This is a genomic window from Enterococcus thailandicus (assembly GCF_001886265.1).
GTDB lineage: Bacteria > Bacillota > Bacilli > Lactobacillales > Enterococcaceae > Enterococcus_B > Enterococcus_B thailandicus.
The window spans coordinates 31,361-55,411 of record NZ_JXLE01000003.1; the positions used below are offsets into that span (position 1 = coordinate 31,361).

The 24,051-nt window shown below is 36.8% G+C and carries 23 protein-coding genes; 2 read left to right on the plus strand and 21 right to left on the minus strand.

Annotated elements, in window-relative coordinates; all coding sequences use genetic code 11:
• Positions 1-109: 109 nt before the first annotated feature.
• The 16 genes from RV17_RS02745 to RV17_RS02820 all read right to left on the minus strand — a co-directional run bounded on the left by RV17_RS02745 (position 110) and on the right by RV17_RS02820 (position 14,737).
• Positions 110-844 (minus strand): metallophosphoesterase, encoded by a 735-nt coding sequence (locus tag RV17_RS02745; RefSeq protein ID WP_067482418.1) that lies wholly within the window; start codon positions 842-844, stop codon positions 110-112.
• A gap of 115 nt (positions 845-959) precedes the next feature.
• Positions 960-1,901 (minus strand): oxygen-dependent tRNA uridine(34) hydroxylase TrhO, encoded by a 942-nt coding sequence (gene trhO / locus RV17_RS02750; RefSeq protein ID WP_071868454.1) that lies wholly within the window; start codon positions 1,899-1,901, stop codon positions 960-962.
• 193 nt (positions 1,902-2,094) lie between these two features.
• Positions 2,095-2,466 carry a VOC family protein gene (locus RV17_RS02755; protein ID WP_067481760.1) on the minus strand — a complete coding sequence of 124 codons (372 nt, stop codon included), beginning with the start codon at positions 2,464-2,466 and terminating at the stop codon, positions 2,095-2,097.
• Between the two features lie 304 nt (positions 2,467-2,770).
• Positions 2,771-4,162 carry an L-cystine transporter gene (locus RV17_RS02760; protein ID WP_071868455.1) on the minus strand — a complete coding sequence of 464 codons (1,392 nt, stop codon included), beginning with the start codon at positions 4,160-4,162 and terminating at the stop codon, positions 2,771-2,773.
• Between the two features lie 216 nt (positions 4,163-4,378).
• Positions 4,379-4,765, minus strand: coding sequence for a DUF1149 family protein (locus RV17_RS02765; protein WP_067481756.1), 387 nt, complete (start codon positions 4,763-4,765; stop codon positions 4,379-4,381).
• 55 nt (positions 4,766-4,820) lie between these two features.
• Positions 4,821-5,438, minus strand: coding sequence for an HAD-IA family hydrolase (locus RV17_RS02770; RefSeq protein WP_071868534.1), 618 nt, complete (start codon positions 5,436-5,438; stop codon positions 4,821-4,823).
• Positions 5,439-5,480: 42 nt separating this feature from the next.
• Positions 5,481-6,149 carry a 2,3-bisphosphoglycerate-dependent phosphoglycerate mutase gene (locus RV17_RS02775; protein WP_071868456.1) on the minus strand — a complete coding sequence of 223 codons (669 nt, stop codon included), beginning with the start codon at positions 6,147-6,149 and terminating at the stop codon, positions 5,481-5,483.
• Positions 6,150-6,161: 12 nt separating this feature from the next.
• On the minus strand, positions 6,162-6,611 hold the full coding sequence (locus RV17_RS02780; protein ID WP_067481752.1) for a hypothetical protein: 450 nt from the start codon (positions 6,609-6,611) through the stop codon (positions 6,162-6,164).
• Between the two features lie 51 nt (positions 6,612-6,662).
• The gene (locus RV17_RS02785; RefSeq protein WP_071868457.1) at positions 6,663-7,334 is read right to left on the minus strand and encodes an LCP family glycopolymer transferase; all 672 of its coding nucleotides are present in this window, start codon (positions 7,332-7,334) and stop codon (positions 6,663-6,665) included.
• Positions 7,335-7,581: 247 nt separating this feature from the next.
• Positions 7,582-8,244, minus strand: a complete 663-nt coding sequence (locus tag RV17_RS02790; RefSeq protein WP_067481747.1) for a DUF624 domain-containing protein — start codon at positions 8,242-8,244, stop codon at positions 7,582-7,584.
• 34 nt (positions 8,245-8,278) lie between these two features.
• Positions 8,279-9,019 carry a carbohydrate ABC transporter permease gene (locus tag RV17_RS02795; protein ID WP_370629930.1) on the minus strand — a complete coding sequence of 247 codons (741 nt, stop codon included), beginning with the start codon at positions 9,017-9,019 and terminating at the stop codon, positions 8,279-8,281.
• A gap of 122 nt (positions 9,020-9,141) precedes the next feature.
• Positions 9,142-10,038, minus strand: coding sequence for a carbohydrate ABC transporter permease (locus tag RV17_RS02800; RefSeq protein WP_067481743.1), 897 nt, complete (start codon positions 10,036-10,038; stop codon positions 9,142-9,144).
• A gap of 103 nt (positions 10,039-10,141) precedes the next feature.
• Positions 10,142-11,419 (minus strand): ABC transporter substrate-binding protein, encoded by a 1,278-nt coding sequence (locus RV17_RS02805; protein WP_071868458.1) that lies wholly within the window; start codon positions 11,417-11,419, stop codon positions 10,142-10,144.
• 36 nt (positions 11,420-11,455) lie between these two features.
• Positions 11,456-12,589: a glycoside hydrolase family 88 protein gene (locus RV17_RS02810; RefSeq protein ID WP_071868459.1), complete on the minus strand. Its 1,134-nt coding sequence runs from the start codon at positions 12,587-12,589 to the stop codon at positions 11,456-11,458.
• Complete coding sequence (locus RV17_RS02815; RefSeq protein ID WP_071868460.1) at positions 12,577-14,391, minus strand: DUF2264 domain-containing protein; 1,815 nt, start codon at positions 14,389-14,391, stop codon at positions 12,577-12,579. Before RV17_RS02815 ends, RV17_RS02810 begins: the two co-directional genes overlap by 13 nt.
• Positions 14,392-14,395: 4 nt before the next feature.
• Complete coding sequence (locus RV17_RS02820) at positions 14,396-14,737, minus strand: hypothetical protein (RefSeq protein ID WP_095803558.1); 342 nt, start codon at positions 14,735-14,737, stop codon at positions 14,396-14,398.
• Between the two features lie 205 nt (positions 14,738-14,942).
• On the opposite strand from RV17_RS02820, the gene RV17_RS02825 reads away from it, so the two are divergent.
• Positions 14,943-16,022, plus strand: coding sequence for a LacI family DNA-binding transcriptional regulator (locus tag RV17_RS02825; protein WP_071868462.1), 1,080 nt, complete (start codon positions 14,943-14,945; stop codon positions 16,020-16,022).
• Positions 16,023-16,182: 160 nt separating this feature from the next.
• Here RV17_RS02825 and RV17_RS02830 read toward each other — a convergent pair whose 3' ends face one another.
• The 3 genes from RV17_RS02830 to RV17_RS02840 all read right to left on the minus strand — a co-directional run bounded on the left by RV17_RS02830 (position 16,183) and on the right by RV17_RS02840 (position 20,871).
• Positions 16,183-17,856, minus strand: a complete 1,674-nt coding sequence (locus tag RV17_RS02830; RefSeq protein ID WP_071868463.1) for a hypothetical protein — start codon at positions 17,854-17,856, stop codon at positions 16,183-16,185.
• A 2-nt stretch (positions 17,857-17,858) separates the two neighbouring features.
• On the minus strand, positions 17,859-18,707 hold the full coding sequence (locus tag RV17_RS02835; protein WP_071868464.1) for a hypothetical protein: 849 nt from the start codon (positions 18,705-18,707) through the stop codon (positions 17,859-17,861).
• 157 nt (positions 18,708-18,864) lie between these two features.
• The gene (locus RV17_RS02840; RefSeq protein ID WP_071868465.1) at positions 18,865-20,871 is read right to left on the minus strand and encodes a beta-galactosidase; all 2,007 of its coding nucleotides are present in this window, start codon (positions 20,869-20,871) and stop codon (positions 18,865-18,867) included.
• A gap of 111 nt (positions 20,872-20,982) precedes the next feature.
• Between RV17_RS02840 and RV17_RS02845 the strand changes: the two genes are divergently transcribed.
• Entirely contained in the window at positions 20,983-21,780 is a 798-nt protein-coding gene (locus tag RV17_RS02845) for an AraC family transcriptional regulator (protein ID WP_071868466.1), read from the plus strand.
• A gap of 180 nt (positions 21,781-21,960) precedes the next feature.
• On the opposite strand, the gene RV17_RS13735 is transcribed toward RV17_RS02845, so the two are convergent.
• Positions 21,961-22,089 (minus strand): hypothetical protein, encoded by a 129-nt coding sequence (locus tag RV17_RS13735; protein ID WP_067481724.1) that lies wholly within the window; start codon positions 22,087-22,089, stop codon positions 21,961-21,963.
• Positions 22,090-22,333: 244 nt separating this feature from the next.
• A complete protein-coding gene (locus RV17_RS02855; RefSeq protein WP_249024341.1) occupies positions 22,334-23,269 on the minus strand; it encodes an ETX/MTX2 family pore-forming toxin in 936 nt (311 codons plus the stop codon).
• Positions 23,270-24,051: the final 782 nt, after the last annotated feature.

A 24,051-nucleotide genomic window follows, 5' to 3' on the forward strand; every position in this document is an offset into this window, starting at 1 on the left:
TTTTTATGGAATAAAAACGGATGGAATTACAGAATAAAAAAGCATAGAACACGTCGTCCTACACTTTTTAGTAAAATTGATACTTGTTGTTCATGTACAACTATCTAAATTAAAAATCTGGTTGCCACGGTCCTTGATTGTTTTGATACTCAATATCTTGTACAATTCCTTGCTCATCAAAAATCACGCCATGAATGGATCCTCCAAAAACAGCACCACCATCAATTCCAATTTTATTGTCACTTCGCCACAAGTCCGTTGTTTGCATATCGCCATGCAACATAGGTGTAATTGTATGGCCAAAAACGATTGTCTTACCCGTTTGATTTTTCCCGTGATGAAAGGGTTCACGAATCCAAATAAAATCTCTTGGACTAGTTTCTCGCCAATCTTTTTTCGTTAAATCTACTCCTGCATGAACAAATAAATACTGTTTCCATTCAAAATACAATGGCCTCTCCACTAAAAATTGAATCAGTTCATCATATCTTGAACGAATCATCATTGCAATTTCCGTCGGAGAATATTCTTCTGTTGCACCTGGATGTAGTAAACTTTCAAAGGTTTCTTTACCACCATTACGCAAATACGCGTCATACCAATCTTCTGGAGAGTGTAAAAATTGCAAGAAATATTCCTCATGATTTCCACGCAAATAAATGGCTCCAGTTTCTTTTGCTAATTTCATTCCAAGTAAAAAACATTCTTTTGTTTTCGGTCCGCGATCGTTTAAATCACCAATCAAAACTAATTGATGAATTGTTGGATCGTACTCACGTACTAATTCTTGAAACAATTCATATTCTCCATGAACATCGCTGATTGCATAGACCAAAGATTTCATAACCATCGCATCCTTTCCTAAAAAGTATAGCGTAACTTTGCAAGTGATTCCAACAAAAAAAGAGCTAAAAGAAAAACAAGTTTGTGCTTTTCTTTTAGCTACTATATTAATTGATTTATTTAAAGTTTGCCGCCACGGTTTCTGTAATTTCTGTATCTGTTAAAGAATGCTCTTTAAGGTAACGATTGTGTGGATGTTGCGCGCATTCTTTTGAGCATGCGCCTAGATGTCGCGCTTCATTTTCTGCCGAAGTCAAAAATTGGCGGTTACATTCAGGATTTGAACAATTCACATAGCGTTCACATGGTGTTCCGTCAAACCAATCTCTACCGACAACTTGTTTATCGACATGATTGATTTCAACTGCAATTCGTTCATCAAAAACATACATTTGTCCATCCCATAATTCGCCTTGAACTTCAGGATCTTTTCCATATGTTGCAATTCCACCATGTAACTGTCCAACGTCTTTGAAACCTTCTCGAACTAACCAGCCAGAGAATTTTTCACAACGAATACCACCTGTACAATAAGTAACGACACGCTTGTCCATAAATTCTTCTTTATGATCGCGAATCCATTGTGGGAGTTCTCTAAAGCTACGGATTTCTGGTCGAACAGCTCCACGGAAATGACCTAAATCATATTCGTAATCATTTCTCGCATCAATCACAACAGTTTCTTCATCAAGGATTGCTTCTTTAAATTCTTGCGGTGATAAATAAGCGCCTGTGGTATCTTTCGGATTGATATCATCCTCTAGTTTGAGAGAAACCAGTTCCGGACGTGGACGAACAAACATTTTTTTAAACGCATGCTCAGGACTTGGATCGACTTTGAAGAAGGTATCTGCAAAACGTGCATCTGCTTTCATTGCATCCATATAAGCATTCGTATCTGCAATTGTTCCTGATAACGTGCCATTAATCCCTTCCGTTGCGACAAGGATTCTCCCCTTCAAGTTCAATGACTTACAAAAAGCTAAATGTTCCTTTGCAAACATTTCTGGGTCTGCAATTGTTGTGTAATTATAATAAAGTAAAACTTGGTAATCCATACTGTGACATCCCTTCATTCTGATGATTCCCAAATAGTATAAGAAAGGATCAGGCATTTGACGATTTATTTGCTTGTGCATTTTTACGCAAGACTGAATAATTATAAAGCTTTAGGTTTACATAATTATTTTATTGTTCAAAAAAAAGAACCTTTTGCAGATTCTGTGACACATCCTCTACAAAAGTGTTCATTTATTTGCCGGTCACTGCAAAATAATTACCGTCTGGATCAGCAAAATTAAAAACATACTCTTCACCAATTTGAACAAGATCACCTAGTGTAACTTTGTTTGCTTGCATTTTTTTATATAAACCAAAGACGTCTTCACTTGCAAACATTAAAGATGGTGAATTTGACGCAACCTCTGGTGAATGTGCTTCAATAAATTTACGATCGTATAAAACTAATTTTGCTTGTGCATCAACTGCTGGGCCAATCTCAACAATCAATGTTCCATCCATTTCTTGACGATCCAATTCTGCAAAACCATTATCTGTCCAAAATGCTGCATTTTTTTCAACATCGTCGACATAAAGCATAATTTTTATTTCATTTGTAAACATCTTGTTCCTCCTAAAACCATTTTAAATGGTGATTAATCGTTGCTAGTTTACCATATACCTTCTATAAACTCTAGGTTTGTTTATTTAATAGAATTTTCTTATTTCTTTTTCACGTTTTCACTTTTCGGAATATTTATTTCTTGAAAACGAAAAAAGGTTGAGACAAAAGTAACCTAAATAAAAAAACGCCTAAAATTCGTTTTTTGAAAACGTTGGTTTTAGGCATTTTTTTAATTGAAAAATGTGTTAAGAACGATTGGGTTTCTAGCTTTGTCCCAATCTCTTAAGTTGTTGTTCTTAGACTTTATGCATTTACGTCAATAACTTTTGTCTCATCATTGATGACGTCACGATCCAAATCATGGATACGAGCACTTGTAACAATTCCAGCTACCATACTACCACTAACGTTTGTTGCAGTACGAGCCATGTCAATCAATGGTTCAACAGAGATAACTAAACCAACGATTGCTACTGGTAAATTCATTGCGCCTAACACAATCAATGAAGCAAATGTTGCTCCTCCACCGACACCAGCGACACCAAATGAACTGATTGTTACGATTGCTACTAACATCAAAATAAATTCTAAACTAAAGACATTAATACCTGCTGCTGGTGCAACAATTGTTGCCAACATTGCTGGATAAACACCGGCACAGCCATTTTGCCCAATTGACAAACCAAAACTTGCTGAAAAGTTCGCTGTTGCATCGTCAACACCAAGTGCTTTCGTTTGTGTTTCAATATTCAATGGTAATGCACCCGCACTAGAACGTGAGGTAAAAGCAAAACTCAATACAGGAAAAGCTTTTTTAAAGTAGCTGATTGGGTTCACTTTGACTGACATTAAAATGAGCGAATGAACGATTAACACCGCAAATAAAGCAATATATGAAGCTAACACAAATTTTCCTAAGTTCACAATTGCAGCGAAGTCACTTGTAGCCATGACGTTTGTCATCAAAGCAAGTACACCATACGGTGTTAGGCGTAGAACCAATGTAACGATTCGCATAACTATTTTATATAAACTATCAATCAAATCTGAGAAAAAGGCTGCCTCTTTTGGTGCTTTACGTTTAACACCAAGGTATGCAACCCCAACAAATGCGGCGAAAATCACGACACCAATTGTACTTGTTGGTCGGCTTCCCGCTAAATCAGCAAAAACATTTTTAGGAATAAATGATAAGATTTGTTGAGGAATAGATAAGTTTTCAACTGTTTCTTGTCTAGTAGCTAATTCAGCAATACGTGCTGTTTCAGCTGCTCCCTCAGTAAACTTTGCACCTTGTAAATTAAAGAGCATCGTTGTCCCAATCCCGATCAATGCAGAGATTGCTGTTGTCGCTAACAAAGTTGTTAAAACTGTTGCGCTGATTTTACCTAATTTTTCCGAAACTTTCATTTTGGTAAACGCGCCGACAATTGAAATGAAAACCAATGGCATAATTAGCATTTGTAAGAAAGCAACGTAGCCATCTCCAACAATTCCGATCCATTCCATTGATTGAGTGACGACTTGATTATCAACCCCAAAGATAATTTGCAGTAGACCGCCAAAAACGATCCCGATTCCTAGCGCAGTAAAGACGCGCGTTGAAAATTTAGTATGGCGCTTTTGCATACGATAAAACACATATAATAATGCCGCAAAAACTAGAACCACTAAAACTGTGATGAGTGTTGTCATTTTTTTCCTCCTTAAAATTTTTTAATGACAAGTCCATCAAAGGAAGTAAAGGTTCCCGGGAATAATTCTTCAACTATTCCCCTGAAAAAAATTTGTATTTTTTCAGTGACTTGTTCATTCTAGCTCATTTTTTGCCAAATGGCATTCATTTTGCTTACATTTAGTAATAGAAAAAGAGTAGTAGCGATAGCTTTAAACTATCACCACTACTCTTTTTTATGCTTCTTTTTCTGATTGAAAATTTAATTTGACACCTGGTTCATCTAAAGCAATTTCTGTAATTTCATATGCCATTCGACTAACAATGTCAAACAAAGGAGCGACTAACTCATCCACTTCTTCTTGTGTCACATCTGCCTGTCCCTGAACTTTACGATTCAAAATGTGGTTGATTTGACTAACACTTCCAGATAGTACATATTGGTCGAATACTAAGCGAAACTCTAAACGAGCACCCACAATACTGTGTTCTTCTGGATAATTTTCAATCGTTTCATTCAACGGCGAAAAACCAACTTTTAAGTCAGTTTGGATTTCTTGATCTTTAGGCTTTTGGTCATAGTGAAAAGCCTCAACAACTTCTTTTTGTCTTCTAATTTCCATATCATCACTCCTCTATAAAAATTATAGCATATGAAAATTGAAAGCGGACAATATTTTAAATAATCTCTGGCAACTCAGTGATTTGCTTCAGTTCATTCACAACATAAGTTGCGGGAATATCACCTAAAAAATAATCAATGTCATATAGACAAGTTGCAATTCCCGCGTTATTCCCTGCTTCAATATCTAAACGGCGATCACCAATCATCATTGATTCCACTTTTTGTAAGTGAAAATTTTGAATGATCGCATTTAAGGAAGATGGATCTGGTTTCCTAGGGAATTCTTGGTCTATTCCAACGACCGATTCAATTAACTCGTCTAAGCCAAAGTCTTTTAAAAGCCTCCAAGTCGAATCAGTTAAGCGATGCGTTAGGATAAAGTGTCGTCCGCCACGCGCCTTCAAGTTTTCTAGAACTGTCTTTGTGTCTTGAAATGGTGCTGACACTTTTCGACTTTTTGTTTCGTACTGATGAAATAACGGCGTGAATTTCTCCTCTGACAACTGATAGTTTTGCCGTAATTGACTTGTCGAGTATTTTTTCATCACAAAATAGATTTCCTTTTTATCCGTTACAATCCCAAAATCCTGTAAGGCACGCCACGCTCCATCAACCATTGCCGGATACGTATCGAATAATGTACCATCAAAATCCCAAATAAAATTCTTTATCAAAGTTCCTGCTCCTTTTTCCATACAAGTCACTCAAAGTTTTTATAAAATCTTTTTATCAATGATTGTTAGTTGCTCGTCAAATGTATATTGGATTGGTTGTGCATTTGGAATATCAATCGTATCCATTAAATCTTCTGGCACATCCTCCAAGTATTTCGTTAACGCACGCACACTGTTTCCGTGTCCGACAACTAAGAGGTTTTGTTGCTCACGAAGTCTAGGTGCAAGCGAATCTTCCCATAACGGGATTAGACGTTTAACCGTCATTTCTAGGCTTTCTCCACGGGAAACCAAACGAGGATCTAAAAAATCATACCTTCGATCAAATTGATTTTCCTTGGCAAGTGGCGGGACTTCACGATAAGCACGACGCCAAATTTTGACTTGTTCTGCCCCGTAGATGTCTTTCATTTCATCTTTATTTTTTCCAACTAGTTCACCATAATGACGTTCATTTAAGCGCCAGGTTTTGGTAATCGGAATCCACAATTGCCCCATTTCCTCTAAAGCGAATTGAGATGTTTTAATTGCCCGTTTCAAAACTGAAGTGTAGACAGCATCAAATTCTAAACCAGCTTCTTTCATTTTATTCCCAGCTTGGCTCGCTTGTTGCATACCTTTCGCAGTCAATGCCACATCTAACCAACCCGTCCAATAATTCATGAAATTCGCTTCACTCTCACCGTGACGTAACAAAACCATTTTCATTATTTCCACTTCCTATACGTTTGTTTCAAATCGTGTACCACACTTTTTGCATGTTACTCGAATCTTTCCACGGCCTTGCGGAGCACGTTGTTTTTGTTGGCAATTTGGACAAGAAAAAAACGTATACGTTTGATAAGCCGTTTTCTTATTTGTCTTTGTTTTTCTTTTAGTGACTGTTTGAAAAAAGTTGCGTACCATTTGCCATTTTTTTAAAAAGCGCTGATTTTCATTCAATCTTGGATAGATTTTAGTTGATAAGAAGCGATAAAGCAAAAGTCCTAAAAACACTAACGAGAATAATCTGCCAGATTCATAAGGCAACCAGCGACTAAATAGACTAAACAAAAGCGACAAGATTAATAAAAAGCGATTCAGTTCATCAAATTTTGCATATCTTCCTTTCATTAGTTGTTGATATTTTTGATACATTTTAATCATTCGTTGTAACCAAACTTGAGCCATTTTTTCCTCCATTGACTATTTAATAGAATAAAAAGTGCAAAAGGAAAAGCCCTAATTGGCTTTTCCCATAGTTATTTGATGTAGCATATTTCGATTTTTTGTAAAATCGATTACGATTACTTTTTTCTCTTCAGCTCGTTTGACTACCCGAAACGTGTCTGCTAAAGGTAATGAAAGTTTTCGCGATGGTACTTGTTGAACTTGCAAATAACGATGAACCAGTGATAAAATCTGCGGAAATTGAATAGATGTATGTATCAGATTAGGATACTTTTTCAAAAGTTGTGTGGTTTTCAAAAGGTTCCTTTTTCTGCTAAGCGGTTTTAAAAAACTTTTTAAAATCTTCTGTTGTCGTTTAAAAATCGAAAAAGAATCTTCCTCATCGACTCGATAACGCATCTGATGTTGCAATTCAGCTGTACTTAAATGCACGGTACCTTCCTCAATTTCCACGTCAAGACCTGTTGGAAATAAATCCGTGGTTACTCGATCCCACTCTGTTAATGAGATTTCGATAGACTCTTTGACCGGTAGATCAAGTTCCTTTTCAAAAAAAGCTAGGATACCTGACGTGCCTTTCGTTCGATAAACTTCCCCTAAGGTTAATCCCTCTAAATGGAATTCTGGTGAAAAATGCAGCAACGTTTTTTCTTCATTTAATTGAACATAAATAAAAGTTGAACGTTCAACTGATTCATCTTTTAAAACAACTAAAAAATTCATTTTTCTCCTCCTTTACTTCCTTTTTAAAATAGCATACTTCTACTAAAATGTCAGAAAGATTCTAGGATTTTTCCAAAATTTTATTTTTTCGTAATGAGTTGTCAAAAATCAATAAAATGACTCTTTTACTTAGGAAAGAAGCTGATTCATTTAGTCAACAAAATAGAGACTGAAACAAATCTTCGTTCCAATCTCTATTAAATAATTATCATTCGTTCTAAAAAATGACTGGCATCACCAGTTTCACCTACAGAATCCCACGATAATGCCGCCCACAATTCAAATAGATTAGTCCAAAGAAGAAGACTGGAAAGAGTGTAAACCCAAATTGTGGTTTCAAGATCATCATGATTGGCACAATTCCAACCAGCACAGCATTCAATAAGCTGATGTACCATTTCTTCAACGCCACATATGTAGCCACTTTGAGAAGCACCGTTACAGATGCTTCGGGATTCTTTACCTGAAAATAATAACTGTTTAACTGAATGGCTACAAGTAGAATCAATAAAAGAAACAGAAATGGAACAAGCCATCTACCATATGTTACTTGGCTTAAAAACAGAATATCACCACCAACAATCAAACACCCTAACCACCCGACGCTCCCTAATAAAAAACTTTTTTTCCAAAACAGAAAATAAAAATGAAAGTAGTCTTTGAATGGTGCAACTTCTTTTTCCTCTCGCCACTTATTGATCCAAGCCATCAAAGCCAATGCTGCTGGCAGAAAGAAGACAGAAGCCCCTAAAAAGAAGAAGAGGTTCCTCACATCAATTGCTGAAGTGATGGTAACTAAAAAGAATGGAAAACTGACAAGCATAAAGCTCAAATTTCCTGCAAGAAAAAGATAGGCCCAATGAAATAACTTCATATAAATATTCGTTTCAAAACTCTGTTGCTTAAACATTCACATCACTCCGATCTAACGACTCATTTATTCATCAGCCTTTCACGCCAGAAGAAGCAATTCCTTCTACAAAATATTTTTGCATCGCCAAGAAGACGATTGCCACTGGCAAAATAGATAGCACAGACGCTGCCATAATCAATGCATACTCGGCATCAAACAAACCAACAAACATTTTCAGTCCCAATTGAATTGTTTTGTTTTCAGTTGAAGAAAGATAAATGAATGGTCCCATATAGTCATTCCAAGTGTTAACAAAGGTGATAATCGTCAGACTAGCTAGTGCCGGTTTGGTTAACGGTAAAATGATTTTTCGATAAATCCCCCACTCAGTCAAGCCATCAATTCGAGCACTTTCACACAAAGAATCAGGGATACTACTATAATACTGTTTTAATAAAAATACCCCGAATGCGTTAAACGCTTGTAACAAAATCAAAGAAAGCAGCTTATCTGTCAATCCTAATTGTCTCATCATGATAAATTGGGGAATCATATAGGATTGCCAAGGAACAGCGATTGTCCCTATATAGGCCAAAAACAAAAAGTCTCGACCTTTAAATTGTAGTTTAGAAAAACCATACGCAGCAAAACTTGACGTAAATAGTTGGATTAATGTAATAACAATACTTAAAATTGCAGTGTTTTTAAAAAAAGTTAATAACGGAATTCTTGTCCAAATCACTGAATAGTTTTCTGGATGCCAAGTTTTCGGTATCCATTGGATCGGAACAGTGAATACGTCATTATTTGCTTTGAAAGAAGCGGAGAGCATCCAGATAAATGGCACTAATGTCAGCAAAGCTAAAATCGTTAATAAACAAATCACCAGTAAATGGCTAGTTGTTTGTTTTTCTTTGGTTCCTGTCACAGTTGTCGTTTTCATGATTCCCCTCCTTAAACTCGTTCTTGGACTTGATTCCATTTGAACTGAATCACTGTAATCGCTAAGACAATCACAAATAGAATCATCGCAATTGCAGAAGCATAACCGAAATTAAATTTGACAAACGCTTCATTATAAACGTGGTAAACCAAAACATTCGTCGCTCTACCAGGCCCACCATCCGTCATTACTTGCACCAAATCAAAAATCTTGAAGCAATTAATGACTAACATGATCGTTACAAAAAAGGTTGTCGGTCTTAGTGCAGGAACAGTGATATTGACAAATTGTTTCCATTTATTCGCACCATCCATCGCGGCAGCTTCATAAAGTTCTTTTGAAATACTTTGCAATCCAGCCAAATACAAAATCATATAATAGCCCATTCCACGCCAAACACTCACGATAATAATTGCTGTTAGTGCCCACTGTGAACTAGATACCCAACCCGGAGGATTCGCAATAAATAGTTTTAAAAATTGATTGATTGGTCCCATTGTTGGATGAAAGAGCATATTCCAAACAACTGCGATTGCAACCAAAGACGTCACATAAGGAAAGAAGAAGGCTGTTCTAAAAAACTTCACTCCACGAATTTTTTGATTTAATAAGATTGCCAGTCCTAACGAACAAACCAATGTTAGCGGAACCACGCCAATCGTATACAAAAAAGTATTTTTCAATGAGATCCAAAAAGTTTCGTCCGTCATCATTTTTGAAAAATTTTTCAATCCAATGAATTCTGGCGTGCTGAATGAATCCCACTTCATGAATGCGAGAATCAACGAAAATACAACTGGTATCAGCGTAAATAACAGAAAACCAATAAAATTTGGTGCAATGAATGACCACGCGATCAAAGTATTTTTTCTTTTTAGCTTTGAGACAGGATTTGCTTTATTTTCCATATCTGATTGTTAAAAAGCAATAACTTTTTAACCTTTCCCCCTTTTTATCTAAGAGATGCGCCATTTTTGACGCATCTCTGTTTTCAGTTATCAAATGAAGCCTTTATTCAACTTCTTGTTCGACACGTTTTTTCATTTCCCCAACCGCTTTTTCTGGTGTAACATCTCCAACTAGGATCAATTCATGTTCTTCTTGAAGAATTTTATCAATGGCTGGTCCATTTTCATCAATTGGGAATTCAATTGCGATTTTTTCTGGATCGAATGCTTTTTGAGAAACTTCATCTGTTGGCATTCCTTCACGACCAAAGTATAATTTATTGATTTCGTCTGTTCGATAAGAAGGAACAACACCTACGCCCGCAAGGATTTCAGCGCCTTCTTCTCCGGAACAAAAATCAAGGAATTTTTGTGCTAATTCTTGTTGTTTTGAATTTTTGTTGATGGCAAAAGCAGTTGGTGAACCAAATGTTTTGATTGCTTTTCCTTTTTCTTTTTGTGGAATCTCAGCAATGCCCCATTCAACGTTTGTTTTTCCTTCATCAAGATTTGTTAACAATGCGCCCATATACCAAGTACCCATATACATCATGGCAGCTTTTTCGTTTTCAAATTGTGACTGATAAGTGACGTTTGTTGATTTTGCAGTACCAAAATCCATCTGTGCTTTTTCATCTTGCATACGCAACATCCGTTTGTAATCATCGACTAAAAATTTATAATCTGGTTTTGCTAAGTTTTTATCATTTTGAGCAGCTGAGATTGCTTGCAAAGTTGAGCGCCAAGTATGCTGATAAGCACCATAAATTTGTTCATCTGGTTTCGATAATTGTTTTGCAAGTGCTTCATATTCTTCCCAGGTTAAGTTGTTCGGATATTCAAGACCTGCTTCGTCAAACATTTTCTTGTTATAGTAAAGTACCCAAAAGTCTGTACGATAAGGTTGCGCATAATTTTTCCCATCAATCTCATACATTTCATAGCTTTCCTTCGCAGGTTCCGTTTCTAGTCCATCAATATGATCTGTCAAATCAACTAATTGGTCACGTAAAGCGTAAGTCGAGTACGAAAGTAGATTTTTCATCGTTAAAATATCCGTTGTATCCCCACTAGAAAGCATTGTTGTCAATTTCGTATCATAATCATCTGATGCAATATCAACTGCTTCGACTTTGACTCCAGGATTCTTTTCTTCAAATGCACGAAACAATTTATTGAACTCTGGCGTTGTATCATAATTCCAAGTTGTGACTGTCAAAGTTGTATCGCCTGAATCACCACCATTTTTTGCGCTAGCTTTGTCGCCACCACCACAAGCAGCCAACAAACCTAAAGTTCCTAGTAACACACCAGCAGTGATTCCTTTTTTCCATCGCTTCATTTTATTTCCTCCATTTTTATAATAAAAATATTTTTATTACCAAACACTGTACCAACTTTTTGTCAACCGAGTTAGCGCTTCCAAATAATAGTAATCGCCCCAAATCATACATTCATTAACCCCTTTATTGGAGTTCTTATCATAAACACCTTCGAGTAACAGGCCATTTGAGTGTTCACTCTTTTTACTTGTGTACTTTTGGGCTAAAGCTTGCATGATTTTGATTGCTACCGCTTCGTATTCTTCATGCTTTGGATCAGATAAAGGTAATTGTTTAGCTAATTCCAGCAGCCCGCAAACAGCAATCGCCGCTGCGGAGCTATCTCTTTCTTGCCCACTACCATCATTGAATAATAAATCCCAATAAGCGACTTGATCTTTTGGTAACTGGCTAATAAAATAGTCAGCGACCGCTTTCGCTGTTTCTAAAAATTGATAATCGCCGGTGTGATTGTAGCTTAGCGTAAAGCCATAAATCCCCCAAGCCTGTCCTCTCGCCCAACAAGAATCATCGGAGTAACCTTGTTGTGTTTTGCCTTCAATTGGTTCACCTGTTTTCACATCAAAATAGTAGGTGTGAAACGTCGTATTGTTTGGCCGAACGATATATTTTTGTGTTTGCTTCGCATGTGCATAAGCTGCTTTTTTGTAGGATTCATCTCCTGTTTGCTCAGAAGCAAAATACAGTAAAGGTAAGTTCATTAAACAATCAATAATCATTCGTCCACGTTGCGCTGGGTCATTAAGGTTTCCCCAAGCTTGAATGATTTGAGCAGTTGGAGAATAGCGTTCCATCAATAAATCTGCTGCTTGAATTGCCAGTTTTTTTGATGTCTCATGTTTGTTGACTTGATAATCCGCTACGGCAGATAAACTGTATAAAAAACCAATGTCATGGGTTTCTAACTCAATTTTATTTTCTAATCGATGCTTGAACGAAGCCATTTGCTTTTCAATCGTGGCATCAAATTCCGTGGAATTCGTCAGCTCTTTTGCCAAAAACAACATGCCAACCCAAAAACTGGCTGTCCAATCGATATTTTCTTCTTCAGGATAGACCAATCCTTCACTTGCTGCTGGTGGCACTGTTTCTTGAAACGTCTTGAGATTTTCGCGAACTTTGTTGACAGCAAACTCGATTTCTTCTTGCAACCACTCTAATTTTTCCATGCTTTCCTCCTAGTGCCTAAAGCTACTTCGATTCTTTTTTCATTTTGTTGGACTTTTACTTGTTCATTACTGATTTCAATTGTTGGTTTTTCCATTTGCTCTTCCGGTAGCAAACCGGCAACAAGTGAAACTAAAACTGTTTTTCCTGGCGAAATGTTTGCTACTACATGTGGAAGTGCCGTTCGTGGATAAAATAAATTCGTATTCGGCTCGGTTCTGACAATAGCAGCCTCTTCAAATCCCAAAAGCCCTTCAATTCGCGAAAGCCCAATCGGTGAAGCTACCTCTGCTACTCCCCCTTCTGCCACTGGAAGCTCACTCGTGTAGGGTGCGCTAAATCCGCCATCATAAGCTCTTAATGCTTCTTTCGTCTCAATTTCATGAATACGAACGTGACACGTTTCTAACGGAACAATGGTTGAAACAATGGACACATCACTCCATGGATTCCATTCATGAACAATTCGATCAGGCAAAATAGCAAAATGAGTATCCAAACCTTTCGACCTGAAATAATGACCATCTTTTGCCAACGCTAACACATTGTCGTAAGCACCTTCGTAATACCAATAATCTTGCTTAGGCACACTAAAACCAAATACTGTTGAATAAACGAACTTACTATATTTGGCATGTGGATGATTTTGGAATTGAATAAATTGTCCCGCAGGAAAAGCTTGAAGATGTGTTAACTCTCGATTGTATTGATAAAAGTTTTTACTTTCTGGAACAGCTAAAAAGCGTTCGTCAATCGTAAGTGGTTGTTCTTGTGCTTGCCAATAAGGATGATCAGCTGGGACAGCTAATAACAAGAAACTTTTCAATGCCCAATAAGACGAGCCAAATCCGTTATAACCTTCGGCAAAAATAAGATTTTCATAATGATAGCCAACCGTTAATAATCCATCTGTTGAAAAAATTTCTTGTGCCCACCAGTTTTTCATATGGCGATTAATCAATCCTTTGATTTCTCCCCACGGCAACGCCTCCACATCCGCAAACACTAACGCACTAAAGAAAGAAACTTGCGCAAATCGATACGTCAAGCTTCGACCAAATGGGATAGCTTCTCCATTTGCATCAAACCAATGCTTGAATGTTTGGGCAAAAAGGGTTGCACGCTCTTTGATTACTGCTACACGTTCAGGATCTTCTTCTGCCATAAAGCGAGCATAAACTAAACTATAGTAATGAATGGCAAACGAAATATAATAATCAAATTGTGTTTCTTCTCCATCACAGTACCAGCCATTTTTCTGATAAAATTCTTCCACAACCATAAAATCGCTTTCAATTTGTTGTTGTGAGTATGGCATGTTGCACTTTTTAATCGCAACATTGACTAAAATCCGAAAAAAGTGCCAATTATTTCGAGGAATTTCTCGTTCATTTACCTGAATCAACCATTGATGCAGATTTGCTTGCTCTTTCTCTGTTAATTGATCCCACGTTTTTTCTTTATTCAATAATAAAAATAAACTCAATGATGCCATTTCAACAATCAACTGGTCATAATCAGTAACTGTTCCCCAATAAACTGGACTGTCAGGATTTGTGCCTGCTGTGATTCCTTGAAGGTATTCTGCTAACAAAACGTTCTCTTTTGCAGAAGTCAAAAACGGACCCAATCCCCAAAGTGGTCGAAGGAAGGCTTCGACTTCTCGAGTTGATTCAGTATAAACTGTTCCATGACTGCCTAGTTTTAATCGTCCTAAATTTTTTTTACTAAAAAATGGTTCTAATGGTTCAACTAATGCTACAAATTGATTACTTATTTCTTCTTTTGTTAAAAAAGAATCCATACTTTTACTCCTTTTCAATGATGATTCCTTTGATAAAACCGTAATACTCACCATATACGGTCACTTGATCGCCAATTGAGATTGTTTCTTTCTGTTCATTAAATATTTGATAGTTGCTTGAACCACTTCTCAAAATAAAACGATCTCCTTGCAAAATGGTTTTGCCTCCATCTGAGCGAATGATTTTTCCCTCTAATTGAATGAACGCATGCAAAGGAACTTCTGTATTTTGCAACTCTTGTTCGGTATAGCGCTTTGCTTTTTGCCTAAGTTCACGCGTCACTTCATTTGTAAATTGATTGTTCTGCGCGGTTTCTTGACTCCCTCCACAACCTGAAAAGACCACGATAAGTACTAAAATGTGGAGAAAGGTTAAAAATTTTCCTATCTTTTTACCTCCTTTATCTCATCAAAGCTATTATTTTACTAAATTTTACCTTTTATAACTAAAAATTTCAATAGTTTTTTTGGTAAAAAAAAGAAAACTTTTTCTTGTGTTTCTTTTTCGAATCTTATACTATAAATAAAGACAATCAATTAGGAGGGAACACATGGCTACGATTACTGATATCGCAAAAGAAGCTGGGGTTTCGATCTCAACTGTTTCACGCGTATTGAATTATGATGCAACTCTCTCCGCTACTGAAGAAACGAAGAGAAAAATTTTTGAAGTTGCAGAGAAATTGAATTACACAAAATATAAAAAGAAAAATCAAGCAAAAGCAGCCGCTCAGCGAAACGTTTTGCATGAAGAGTTAGAAGGCTCAGCTGGTTCTATCGGATTTATTACTTGGCGTTCAAATGACGAGGAACTCGAAGACATTTATTACATGTCAATCCGTATGAGTGCAGAAAAAAAAGCAGTTGAATTAGGTTACAATGTCGTGAACTTTTCACCAACGGATTTGAGTAATATTCAAAATGTTGACGGCGTTTTAGCCATCGGAAAATTTACAAAAGAAAAAATTGATGAACTAAACGAGTTAGCTGCTAATCTTTGCGTTATTGGAACAAATTTTCCGCTATCAGAATATGACTGCATCAATACGGATTTCACACAAGCAACAGAAATTGCAATCAATCATCTGCTTGAATTAGGCCATAAAAAAATTGCATTTATTGGAGCAGAAGAAAGTCAAAATCTTCATGGCTATTGTCAGTACAAGACGCCTACTACCCTCACTTACTTAAGTATGATGAAACATTATGGCTTATTTGATGCGTCTTACTTTATCGTGCAGGAAAATAGCCAATTGAATGTGAAAAATAGTGAAGAATTAACCAAACAAGCTTTGCAAAGCTGGGGGACCGACCTACCAACAGCAATCTTGGCTGCCAATGATGCCTTTGCAATTGGAATCATTCATACGCTAACGGCGCAAAACATTTCTGTACCAGATGATATTAGTGTTATGGGCATCAACGATATTTCTATTTCGCGCTATATCACTCCACCACTTTCTACTGTCAAAGCCTACACCGAAGAAATGGGCGAGGTCGGCATCAGCACATTGCATGAACGAATCTTGACACCCACAATCGCCAAACGAATCTTTTTGGGTACTGAATTAGTCGTTCGAGGATCAACCGCTGCACCTAAAATAAATGAAAAGAGTCAAGAAATTAAATAGAGCAAAAAAAGTTGGGACAAAAGTTGCCTAAATAAAAAAGCCTAAAATTCGTTTTTGAAAACGTTGATTTTAGGCTTTTTTAATTGAAAAATGGATTAAAGACAGTTGAATTTTTAGTTTTATCCCACTCTCTTTTGCGTTTTTTTCTAAAGGAATCTTGCTAGTGGACTAACTTCATTTTGACTACCACTTCTGCTTCCATTGAAATAGTATACGTTGTCTGAATCAAGGTTGCCTGACAAGTGTTTCCTTCATGGTCGTGGTACATTTTTTTCAGACAGTCAATTTTTTTTACTTCCTCCCCAAAAATCAATTCACAGGTCTGGCGTCCTTTGATGCTGACTGTTTGACCGTTCCTTTCAACTGGATATGTCGTAACAAAACTTTCAATGATTTTATTTCCAGCTTTTTTCATCCTGAAATAATCACGTAATTCCAACGTGCTTTCTTCTGGAATCAACACTAAACTTCGCTGAAATTGTTTCAGATTTGCGCTTGGCTCATAAGTCTTCGTCAAATCAAGTGAAAAGCGTTTTCCTTTTGGCGTATCAATAAATTTGGTTGCTGTGGCTGCCACTGCACCAGCTTGTTGGCAGCAATCGTTAATGATTGGCAAGGAATGACCTGATGCATTATTTACCAAATACTGGTAGCGCTTTTCTTCATCAAAGTAATCTTTCGTATACTCTCCCGCCCCTAGATCCGTTAAAAATAATTCATTTGGTGTTCCAAAAATAAAGTGCCCCAAGTCGATGTGATTATGGCTTTCCTCGTTGTGTCCTCCTTTGGCAGCGAAGAATAAGTCTTGAGCTTCTGATTCAAAAATGCCCCATTCCACATCTGAAAAATAATGCATAATAGTTGGTCGCTCAACTTCCGTTTTTTCCGTCCAAATCAAATTACGATAAAGTTGTGCAAACCGATAGCAATGATCGAAATCAATCTCATTCACCTTTACTACATCAGGTATTGGTACTTGAAATACCTGATGGCAAAAACTAAGTAAACCACTAGGCAACTCAGTAAAATTGTAGTCTGAAAATGGCAAGGCTTGTTGATTTTTTCGAACGACATAATACGGAAATGCAGCTATTTCTTTGACTTTTGGCAAATTCAAATAGGTTTCGTCCCCTAACATATCTGCTAGTTTTTCCGCAAAATAAAGGTAATAACCAAATCCATAACTCCAATACCCCACACCTTCTTCACACGCACCATCTAACGCAAAACCTTTTAGATAAGACTGTAAACTATGGTCTACTTTTTGAAGGATTGCTCCTTGCCTTACACTGTTTTTTTCCAGTAAAGATAGAGCAGTCATCCCAATGCATCCACCAATGACGCCGCTCCAATTGTTCTTTTTCTCTTCCCATTCCCAATGCTTTTCTTCAAATGGTTGGAATAGTCGTTGGTCGATTTCTTCTCTGATTCTATTTTGTGTCAGTAAAGTAAATTCTGCTCCCATTAATTCCATAATTTCGGCTAAGGTTTGGGCTGTTTCGGCAGCAAACAAGTCAATCCACCAAACGGATGATTGCTTAAACAGATTTTTTTCCACTGGTAAATGCGCGGGCAACGCCCAGGTATATTCATTACAGATTTCCCAAATCACTTGCTCCAGTAACTTCTTCGTTTCCTGCTCATGAGTAGTCATATATGCCAGTGCCAAAATCGCCAACTGTCTCCTTCTGGCAAAATAAGCAGTTTCAAAGACTAGTCGATTGCCGGTTTCCAAGTAGGAGACATATCCATCAAGTGGCAAAGGTGTAATGGTCGCTGTTGCCACGTAAGCCTTCGCTTCTTTTTGGATACTTTGTAAATAGGTCTCAATCATTTTTAATTCTCCTCAATATTCACGTTTCGACCAAAGCATTCAATCTGAGTTAATGCTGGAAAAGGTGAATCGTCATCTGCTTGAATTAGTTCTTCAAAAGTGACCGCTGTGACTCGTCGTTGGTTGAATTCAAACGTCTGTGGTCTCGCTGTCTTTGTTGTCTGAAAAACTTCTTTTGTCCCATCAGAAAAGCATAAAGAAACCTGCGTCCAATAACTATCATGAGGAAAATCAGCTCGCCAAGTAAAAACTACTTTATCCAACTCCACCTCGCGCCCAAATAAAATGGTCAATGCCGCATCTTGTTGTTGATTGATGCCCCAAGATTGAAAAGGATACGAACCATGTGAGTGATTGGCGTAAATACCATCAATCGCATTGCACGCAAAAAATGTTGCGTCGTTTCTCGTTTCGACATTTGCCTCAGCGTGGGGATAACTTCCGGTAAATACCTTTTGATCATGTGGATTCAATGTCAGATTTTGATACATAGTTATTTCTTCAGCAGTCGCTACTCGGGCACTCAGATAATGACTTTCTCCAGCAAAACGCTCTTTAGGACGCGCTGCTAGCACGTTAGGCAGAAATGAAATTGGATAGCTCCAGCTATTTCCTGATAAATAAATAAGTGAAGTAGCTAATGTTTCATCTAGCTTAACCATTAAATAGGTTTCTGGTTGATCCGCTTGAACCACAATTTGGTCACCTTCCTGATACTTAAAATTTCTCATTGCAAGGTGAACGAGATTTTCCGCTGAATCGGTTAAAGGCATCTCTTTTCGTTCTTCACCGCGTGCTGCTGTGCGAAGTTCGCCTGCTTTGTTTTGGATGGCAATTGTTAGTTTTGTCATTATGTTCTGCTCCCATCTAGCTCATTCTTAGCTACTATTTTAGCTACTATTTAGCTATTATTTTATTAGCTATTATTTTAGTTATCACTTTATTTAATTATTACCTTACTTAACTGTTATCTTAGTTACTATTCATTCAACCCATTCAATTAATAAGTTATTGTGACTCTTTCACTATCAAGACTTCATATGCCTTTACAAGATACTCTGCTACTAGAGATGTTTGCTTTAACAAGTCTTTTTGACCGATAAATTTTGTTGGTAATTTTTGTGATTGATCTGACAAATTAATGATAAAATAAAATTTTTGCCTTCCTTTTTCACGATAAGTGATTTCCAACGCCGTTTCTTCAGCAACAACTGGTTCAACCTTGGCACTTGCACAAGCCTCATTTAACACTTTGGCTAGTGAATTCGTATCTAACTGTGTACCAAGATAATAAGTTTGTCCTTTTCCAAAGGAACACTTTGTAGCAAACGGTTGTCCTGCATAAAAATTATCCGTGTAACTTCCCAAACTTTCAGCTGTTTCTAGATGTAACAAATCACTCACTAAGGTTGCCGTTCCAGTTTCGCCATCTGCAAATTGAATTTGATTCGATTGTTCAGGAGCTAAAGCATCCAGCTCTTCCACCCAAATACCTGTTAGTTTCCGCAACGGCCCAGGATATCCCCCCAGTAAAACGTTATCCGACTGGTCAACAATTCCACTCATAAAAGTCGTCACGAAGGTTCCACCTGCACGAACAAAGTCTTCAAGTCGCGAAACGATCTCTCCTTTTATCATGTAGAGTACTGGTGCTAAAATGAGTTCGTACTTTGAAATATCACGGTCAATTGGAATCAAATCAACCGGAATATTTTGCTGATAAAAATAAGCATAGACTTGCTGAATCTGCTCAACATATTTCAAATTTTGATTCGGCCCGCTTGTATATTCCAACGCCCAATAATTATCCCAATCAAATAAGATGGCTACTTTCGCTGGACACGTTGCTTCTACCAGCAAATCTCCAAGTGATTCCAACTCATTCCCTAGTTCTGCCACTTCTCTAAAAACTCGTGTATTCGTTGTTCCAGCGTGTTCAATCACTGCCCCATGGAACTTTTCACACCCGCCAATGCTTCGACGTAACTGAAAATATTGAATTGTGTCTGCACCGTGTGCAATCGCTTGATAACTCTGAGCGCGCAACTCTCCCGGTTTTTTCAATGAATTATACGGTTGCCAATTTTGTTGACTTGGTGTTTGTTCCATAAGCATAAACGACTGATCTTTCAATCCTCGCATCAAATCATGACCAAGTGCTACTGAACTCCAAGGGGTATTATAGGCAGGATAATTATCCCAAGAAACAAGATCCATTTCTTTTGCCCATTTGAAATAATCTAACCCTTTATAGGTACCCATCAAATTCGTTGTTACTGGTATTTCTTGATCAAATTGTCGAATGGCTTCACGCTCTGCTTTAAAATTAGCCAATAAACTATCTGAATTAAAACGCATATAATCAACCGACAAACCCGCAAAAGCAGTCTCTTCCTCATTCATTGCATCACCTAAACAATTGGGCACCACAATTTCATCCCAGTCATAAACAGTATGTCCCCAAAAATTTAAATTCCAAGCAGTATTTAAAGCTTCGATTGTTTGATACTTTTTCTTTAGCCAAATCCGAAAAGCCTTCTCGCAATTTTCACAATAGCAAATTCCCCCATATTCATTATTGATATGCCAAACAGCTAATTGAGGTACGTCGCTGTATCTCTCTGCCAGTTTACCTGCTAATCGCGTTGAAAAGTGCTGATAGACAAGACTATTCGGACAAGCATTATGACGTTGTCCAAAGCGATGGCGTCGTCCTTCAAAATCGACCCGACCAACTTCCGGATATTCTTTATATAACCAAGCTGGCAATGCTGCAGTTGACGTTCCTAGAACGATTTCAATATTTTCTTTCGCCAATTGATTCATGATTTCATCTAATTGTTCAAAATCATAAACATCTTCACTTGGTTGGATTTTCGCCCATGAAAACACATTGATTGTCGCAGAATTGATCTTTGCAGACTTAAAGATTTCCATGTCCTTGAGCCAAATCTTTTTCTCCCACTGCTCAGGGTTATAATCACCACCATAGAACATTCGTTTTATTTTTTTCATTAATGACTGCCTCCTTTTCCTTCTCACATCCATTGTAAGCGTCATCACAAATCAAATGTATAATATGTTAAACTAAAAAATATAAGATTCCGAAACAAGGAGGTATTCATTTTGACTATTTATTTCAATTTGTCGATTCGACAATTACCCATTAGCATCGAAAGTATTGGAACCAATTGGCAGCAAGTAAGTTTGCAACGCACACAAGGACATCCTTTATACCATTGGTTACAAACAGAAACTGGGGCTGGAGAAATCTGGATTGAAAAACAAAAATTGACATTAGCAGCAGGCGAAGGCGTGTTGATTTCCCCTTTTGTCCCCCATGCTTACTATCCACTAACTGATGATTGGCAAACGAATTTCGTCACTTTTGATGGGCACTTAAAAAATCATTTAGATCTGTTAGTCGGAAACGAACAGTTTCTTTTAGCAAAAGACACCGAGAAGTTTCAGTTCTCCACCCAAATTGAAAAAATGATTGCTGCTTTTGAAGCGAACACAGATCACTTGGCTCTTTCAGTTTTGTGTTATCAGTTTTTACTCCAATTGAGTCAACCACAAGAAAACATGCAGATTGATGAATTATATCAAAAGTATGTTCTTCCAAGTCTCAATGAGATTCAAGCAAATTACGCACAGCATCTAACAATCGATCAAATCGCCCAAAAACAATTTATCACCCCTCAATACTTTAGTCGCCTTTTTAAAAAATTCATGGGTAAAAGTCCTTATCAGTACTTGATTGACTTTCGCATTCGTCAGGCAAAAAACTTCCTAATCAATCAACCTGATCTATCGATTCAACTCGTCGGCGAACGAGTTGGTTTTGATTCTACTAGTCAATTTATTAACACGTTTAAAAAGAAAACAGGCTATACACCTAAAAATTTTCGCAAATTTTATTAACAACGTTCAAAAAAATTTGGACTCAATGAGTCGTATCGAGAAGTAAGAAAATTCTTGGGCGAGTACTCCGCCAATTTTGAACGTATTCTACTTGCTTTTTAAAGAAATAAGTTTTCAATCTGTTTATACAAAAAAGGAGTTATGACAATTAAGTTGTCATAACTCCTTTTCATTTACCAATTACTTATTAAAGATTTTTGGTCCCTTACGCATATTTCGGCGATCATTTTTAGGTGTATCTTTTTGTTCTGATCTACCTCCGCCTTGTTTCTTTTTAATCAATTCTAACATTTTTTCTTTTGAATTCATTTTAATTCCACCTTTATTTATCCTGCAACAGCAGCAACTTTCTCCTTGTTTAATATACAACAAAAAGCAAGTAAAATCATTCTTTTTTTTGGTGTGCTTAAAATTTTGTAAGACGTAATCAACAAAAAAGAAATACACTATAAAAGCTATTGTAAGCTTTTGAGTATATTTCTTAATTTTTCATCAATATAACTTATGAACGACACAAAATTAATCTCCAAACACATCAGTACATTAGATAAAACTATTGGCTAACTGTTAGTTGTCCAGGAATACGCGTGACAGTTCCATCTGTTAAATCATGTGCTTCCAAGAAGAAACCTGAGCCATAGCTAACTTTGTAATTGCCTTCTCCGATCTTATGATTAGCAACACTTTGACTAGCTCTTTCCCAGTTAAAACGATTTTCTGTTAAATATTTGTTCCAATAACTATTGTAAAAGATATCTTTATTTCCTACGACATCCCCTAACCCCTTTCCTGTACGAGTCCCAGAAGAATTTTTCTTGTACGGAATAGTCGCAGTAATTTTTTCTTGTAATTTTACCGTTCCAGTCGCTTTACCAGTATAAAAGACCCAGTTTGCAACTATTTTATGACCAGGTTTAACTTTTATTGGTTGTCCAGGTACAGTCCAAGACTTAGTATTTGTTTTCGTACTGGAATTACTATTTGTAAATGTGTATTCTGCCGATACTTCCATACTCGTTTCACCAACCATTGGCAGACCAATTTTAGCGGTCGCTTTCGTCCCAAATTTCGCTGCATGTGTCGTAGTTGCAGTCACTGAATCTGTATAAGACTCCGTATAAGAAGGCGTATAAAACGTTTGATTTTCAGTAGTACTGTTATTAAAAGTACTACTATTTACTGTACTCGGCGTTTGTGTAACAGACATATCATTATTAATACCTACCAGATAAACATCACTTGAAACACCCCAAGGATTTGTTTCATCCCCTGATAACTTTTCTGCATAGGAAATGTCACCCCATTGATACATTTGAAACGAAAGCGCATAAGACATCGTTGACAGTTTTCCGTAATCATCAGCATTAATTCTTTGATTTAAACTGATAGGATCATCGTTAAACGTAGTTGCATATGCTTGATTTGTTGCAACAATTATAGGTAGGATCGTAGCAGATACAATAGTAAGCTTAGTAATTTTTTTCAACATAACTATTTCCTCCTGATGAATAATTTATTTTTCTAAATTTACTTAAGGTTATTGTGCTAAACTTCACCATACATATTAATCTGAACAAATTTCCATTGCCTAAATAGAACAAAATCAATTATGTACTCTTTTCACTTATGAACAAATCTCTCCTTTCATTTTAATAGAATCGCACGATTATAAGGGCTATCAAAAATAAACACTCCAATTATTTTTCTAAGAATATCGGCTGAGCTAATAACCAAAGCTTGATTTACAATCATTCTGAATCTTTTCCCCAACAAAATTCGAATTGATTATCAGACCTCTGTTTCACGCACTTTTCCATTTGATGTTTGACGAAGAATCTGGATAGAGAATGGATAGATAAACATGATTTTACCTATTATTCCCAACTAGAAATGAAGCACCTTCGACTTAGCATATATCCATCATTTTTATCAATAAAAAATAAAAATAAAAACGCATCTCCTTTCCTTATTTTTATTATAACACTAAAAAACTATTATATAAAAGCAAAACACATGCTAACTGTTGTTATTTAATAGAGTGACTGCTACTTACTTTACTCTCTATACTTTTCATTCATAGATGTAGAAAACAATGCGGTCGTTCCGATAGTCAAGTTGTTCCCTGCCCAGCCGGTGAATTTTTTCGTTTTTGACTAATAATCGTAGTACTTGTTCCACCACATTTATAGCTCTAAAACTATTCATATAATCAGGAACAGACTGTGCTATTAAATCTAGATGTATGGAGTCAGATTTAAAAATACCTCCTAT

Excerpts from the sequence above, each read along its gene's own strand:
- RV17_RS02815 (WP_071868460.1), bottom strand. The coding sequence starts at position 14,391 with ATGGATTCTTTTTTAACAAAAGAAGAAATAAGTAATCAATTTGTAGCA.
- RV17_RS02760 (WP_071868455.1), bottom strand. The coding sequence starts at position 4,162 with ATGACAACACTCATCACAGTTTTAGTGGTTCTAGTTTTTGCGGCATTA.
- RV17_RS02795 (WP_370629930.1), bottom strand. The coding sequence starts at position 9,019 with ATGCTCTCCGCTTCTTTCAAAGCAAATAATGACGTATTCACTGTTCCG.
- RV17_RS02765 (WP_067481756.1), bottom strand. The coding sequence starts at position 4,765 with ATGGAAATTAGAAGACAAAAAGAAGTTGTTGAGGCTTTTCACTATGAC.
- trhO (WP_071868454.1), bottom strand. The coding sequence starts at position 1,901 with ATGGATTACCAAGTTTTACTTTATTATAATTACACAACAATTGCAGAC.
- RV17_RS02800 (WP_067481743.1), bottom strand. The coding sequence starts at position 10,038 with ATGGAAAATAAAGCAAATCCTGTCTCAAAGCTAAAAAGAAAAAATACT.
- RV17_RS02775 (WP_071868456.1), bottom strand. The coding sequence starts at position 6,149 with ATGAAAATGGTTTTGTTACGTCACGGTGAGAGTGAAGCGAATTTCATG.
- RV17_RS02780 (WP_067481752.1), bottom strand. The coding sequence starts at position 6,611 with ATGGCTCAAGTTTGGTTACAACGAATGATTAAAATGTATCAAAAATAT.
- RV17_RS13735 (WP_067481724.1), bottom strand. The coding sequence starts at position 22,089 with ATGAATTCAAAAGAAAAAATGTTAGAATTGATTAAAAAGAAACAAGGC.
- RV17_RS02785 (WP_071868457.1), bottom strand. The coding sequence starts at position 7,334 with ATGAATTTTTTAGTTGTTTTAAAAGATGAATCAGTTGAACGTTCAACT.
- RV17_RS02790 (WP_067481747.1), bottom strand. The coding sequence starts at position 8,244 with ATGTTTAAGCAACAGAGTTTTGAAACGAATATTTATATGAAGTTATTT.
- RV17_RS02755 (WP_067481760.1), bottom strand. The coding sequence starts at position 2,466 with ATGTTTACAAATGAAATAAAAATTATGCTTTATGTCGACGATGTTGAA.
- RV17_RS02745 (WP_067482418.1), bottom strand. The coding sequence starts at position 844 with ATGAAATCTTTGGTCTATGCAATCAGCGATGTTCATGGAGAATATGAA.
- RV17_RS02840 (WP_071868465.1), bottom strand. The coding sequence starts at position 20,871 with ATGAAAAAAATAAAACGAATGTTCTATGGTGGTGATTATAACCCTGAG.
- RV17_RS02835 (WP_071868464.1), bottom strand. The coding sequence starts at position 18,707 with ATGACAAAACTAACAATTGCCATCCAAAACAAAGCAGGCGAACTTCGC.
- RV17_RS02810 (WP_071868459.1), bottom strand. The coding sequence starts at position 12,589 with ATGGAAAAATTAGAGTGGTTGCAAGAAGAAATCGAGTTTGCTGTCAAC.
- RV17_RS02830 (WP_071868463.1), bottom strand. The coding sequence starts at position 17,856 with ATGATTGAGACCTATTTACAAAGTATCCAAAAAGAAGCGAAGGCTTAC.
- RV17_RS02805 (WP_071868458.1), bottom strand. The coding sequence starts at position 11,419 with ATGAAGCGATGGAAAAAAGGAATCACTGCTGGTGTGTTACTAGGAACT.
- RV17_RS02825 (WP_071868462.1), top strand. The coding sequence starts at position 14,943 with ATGGCTACGATTACTGATATCGCAAAAGAAGCTGGGGTTTCGATCTCA.
- RV17_RS02855 (WP_249024341.1), bottom strand. The coding sequence starts at position 23,269 with ATGTTGAAAAAAATTACTAAGCTTACTATTGTATCTGCTACGATCCTA.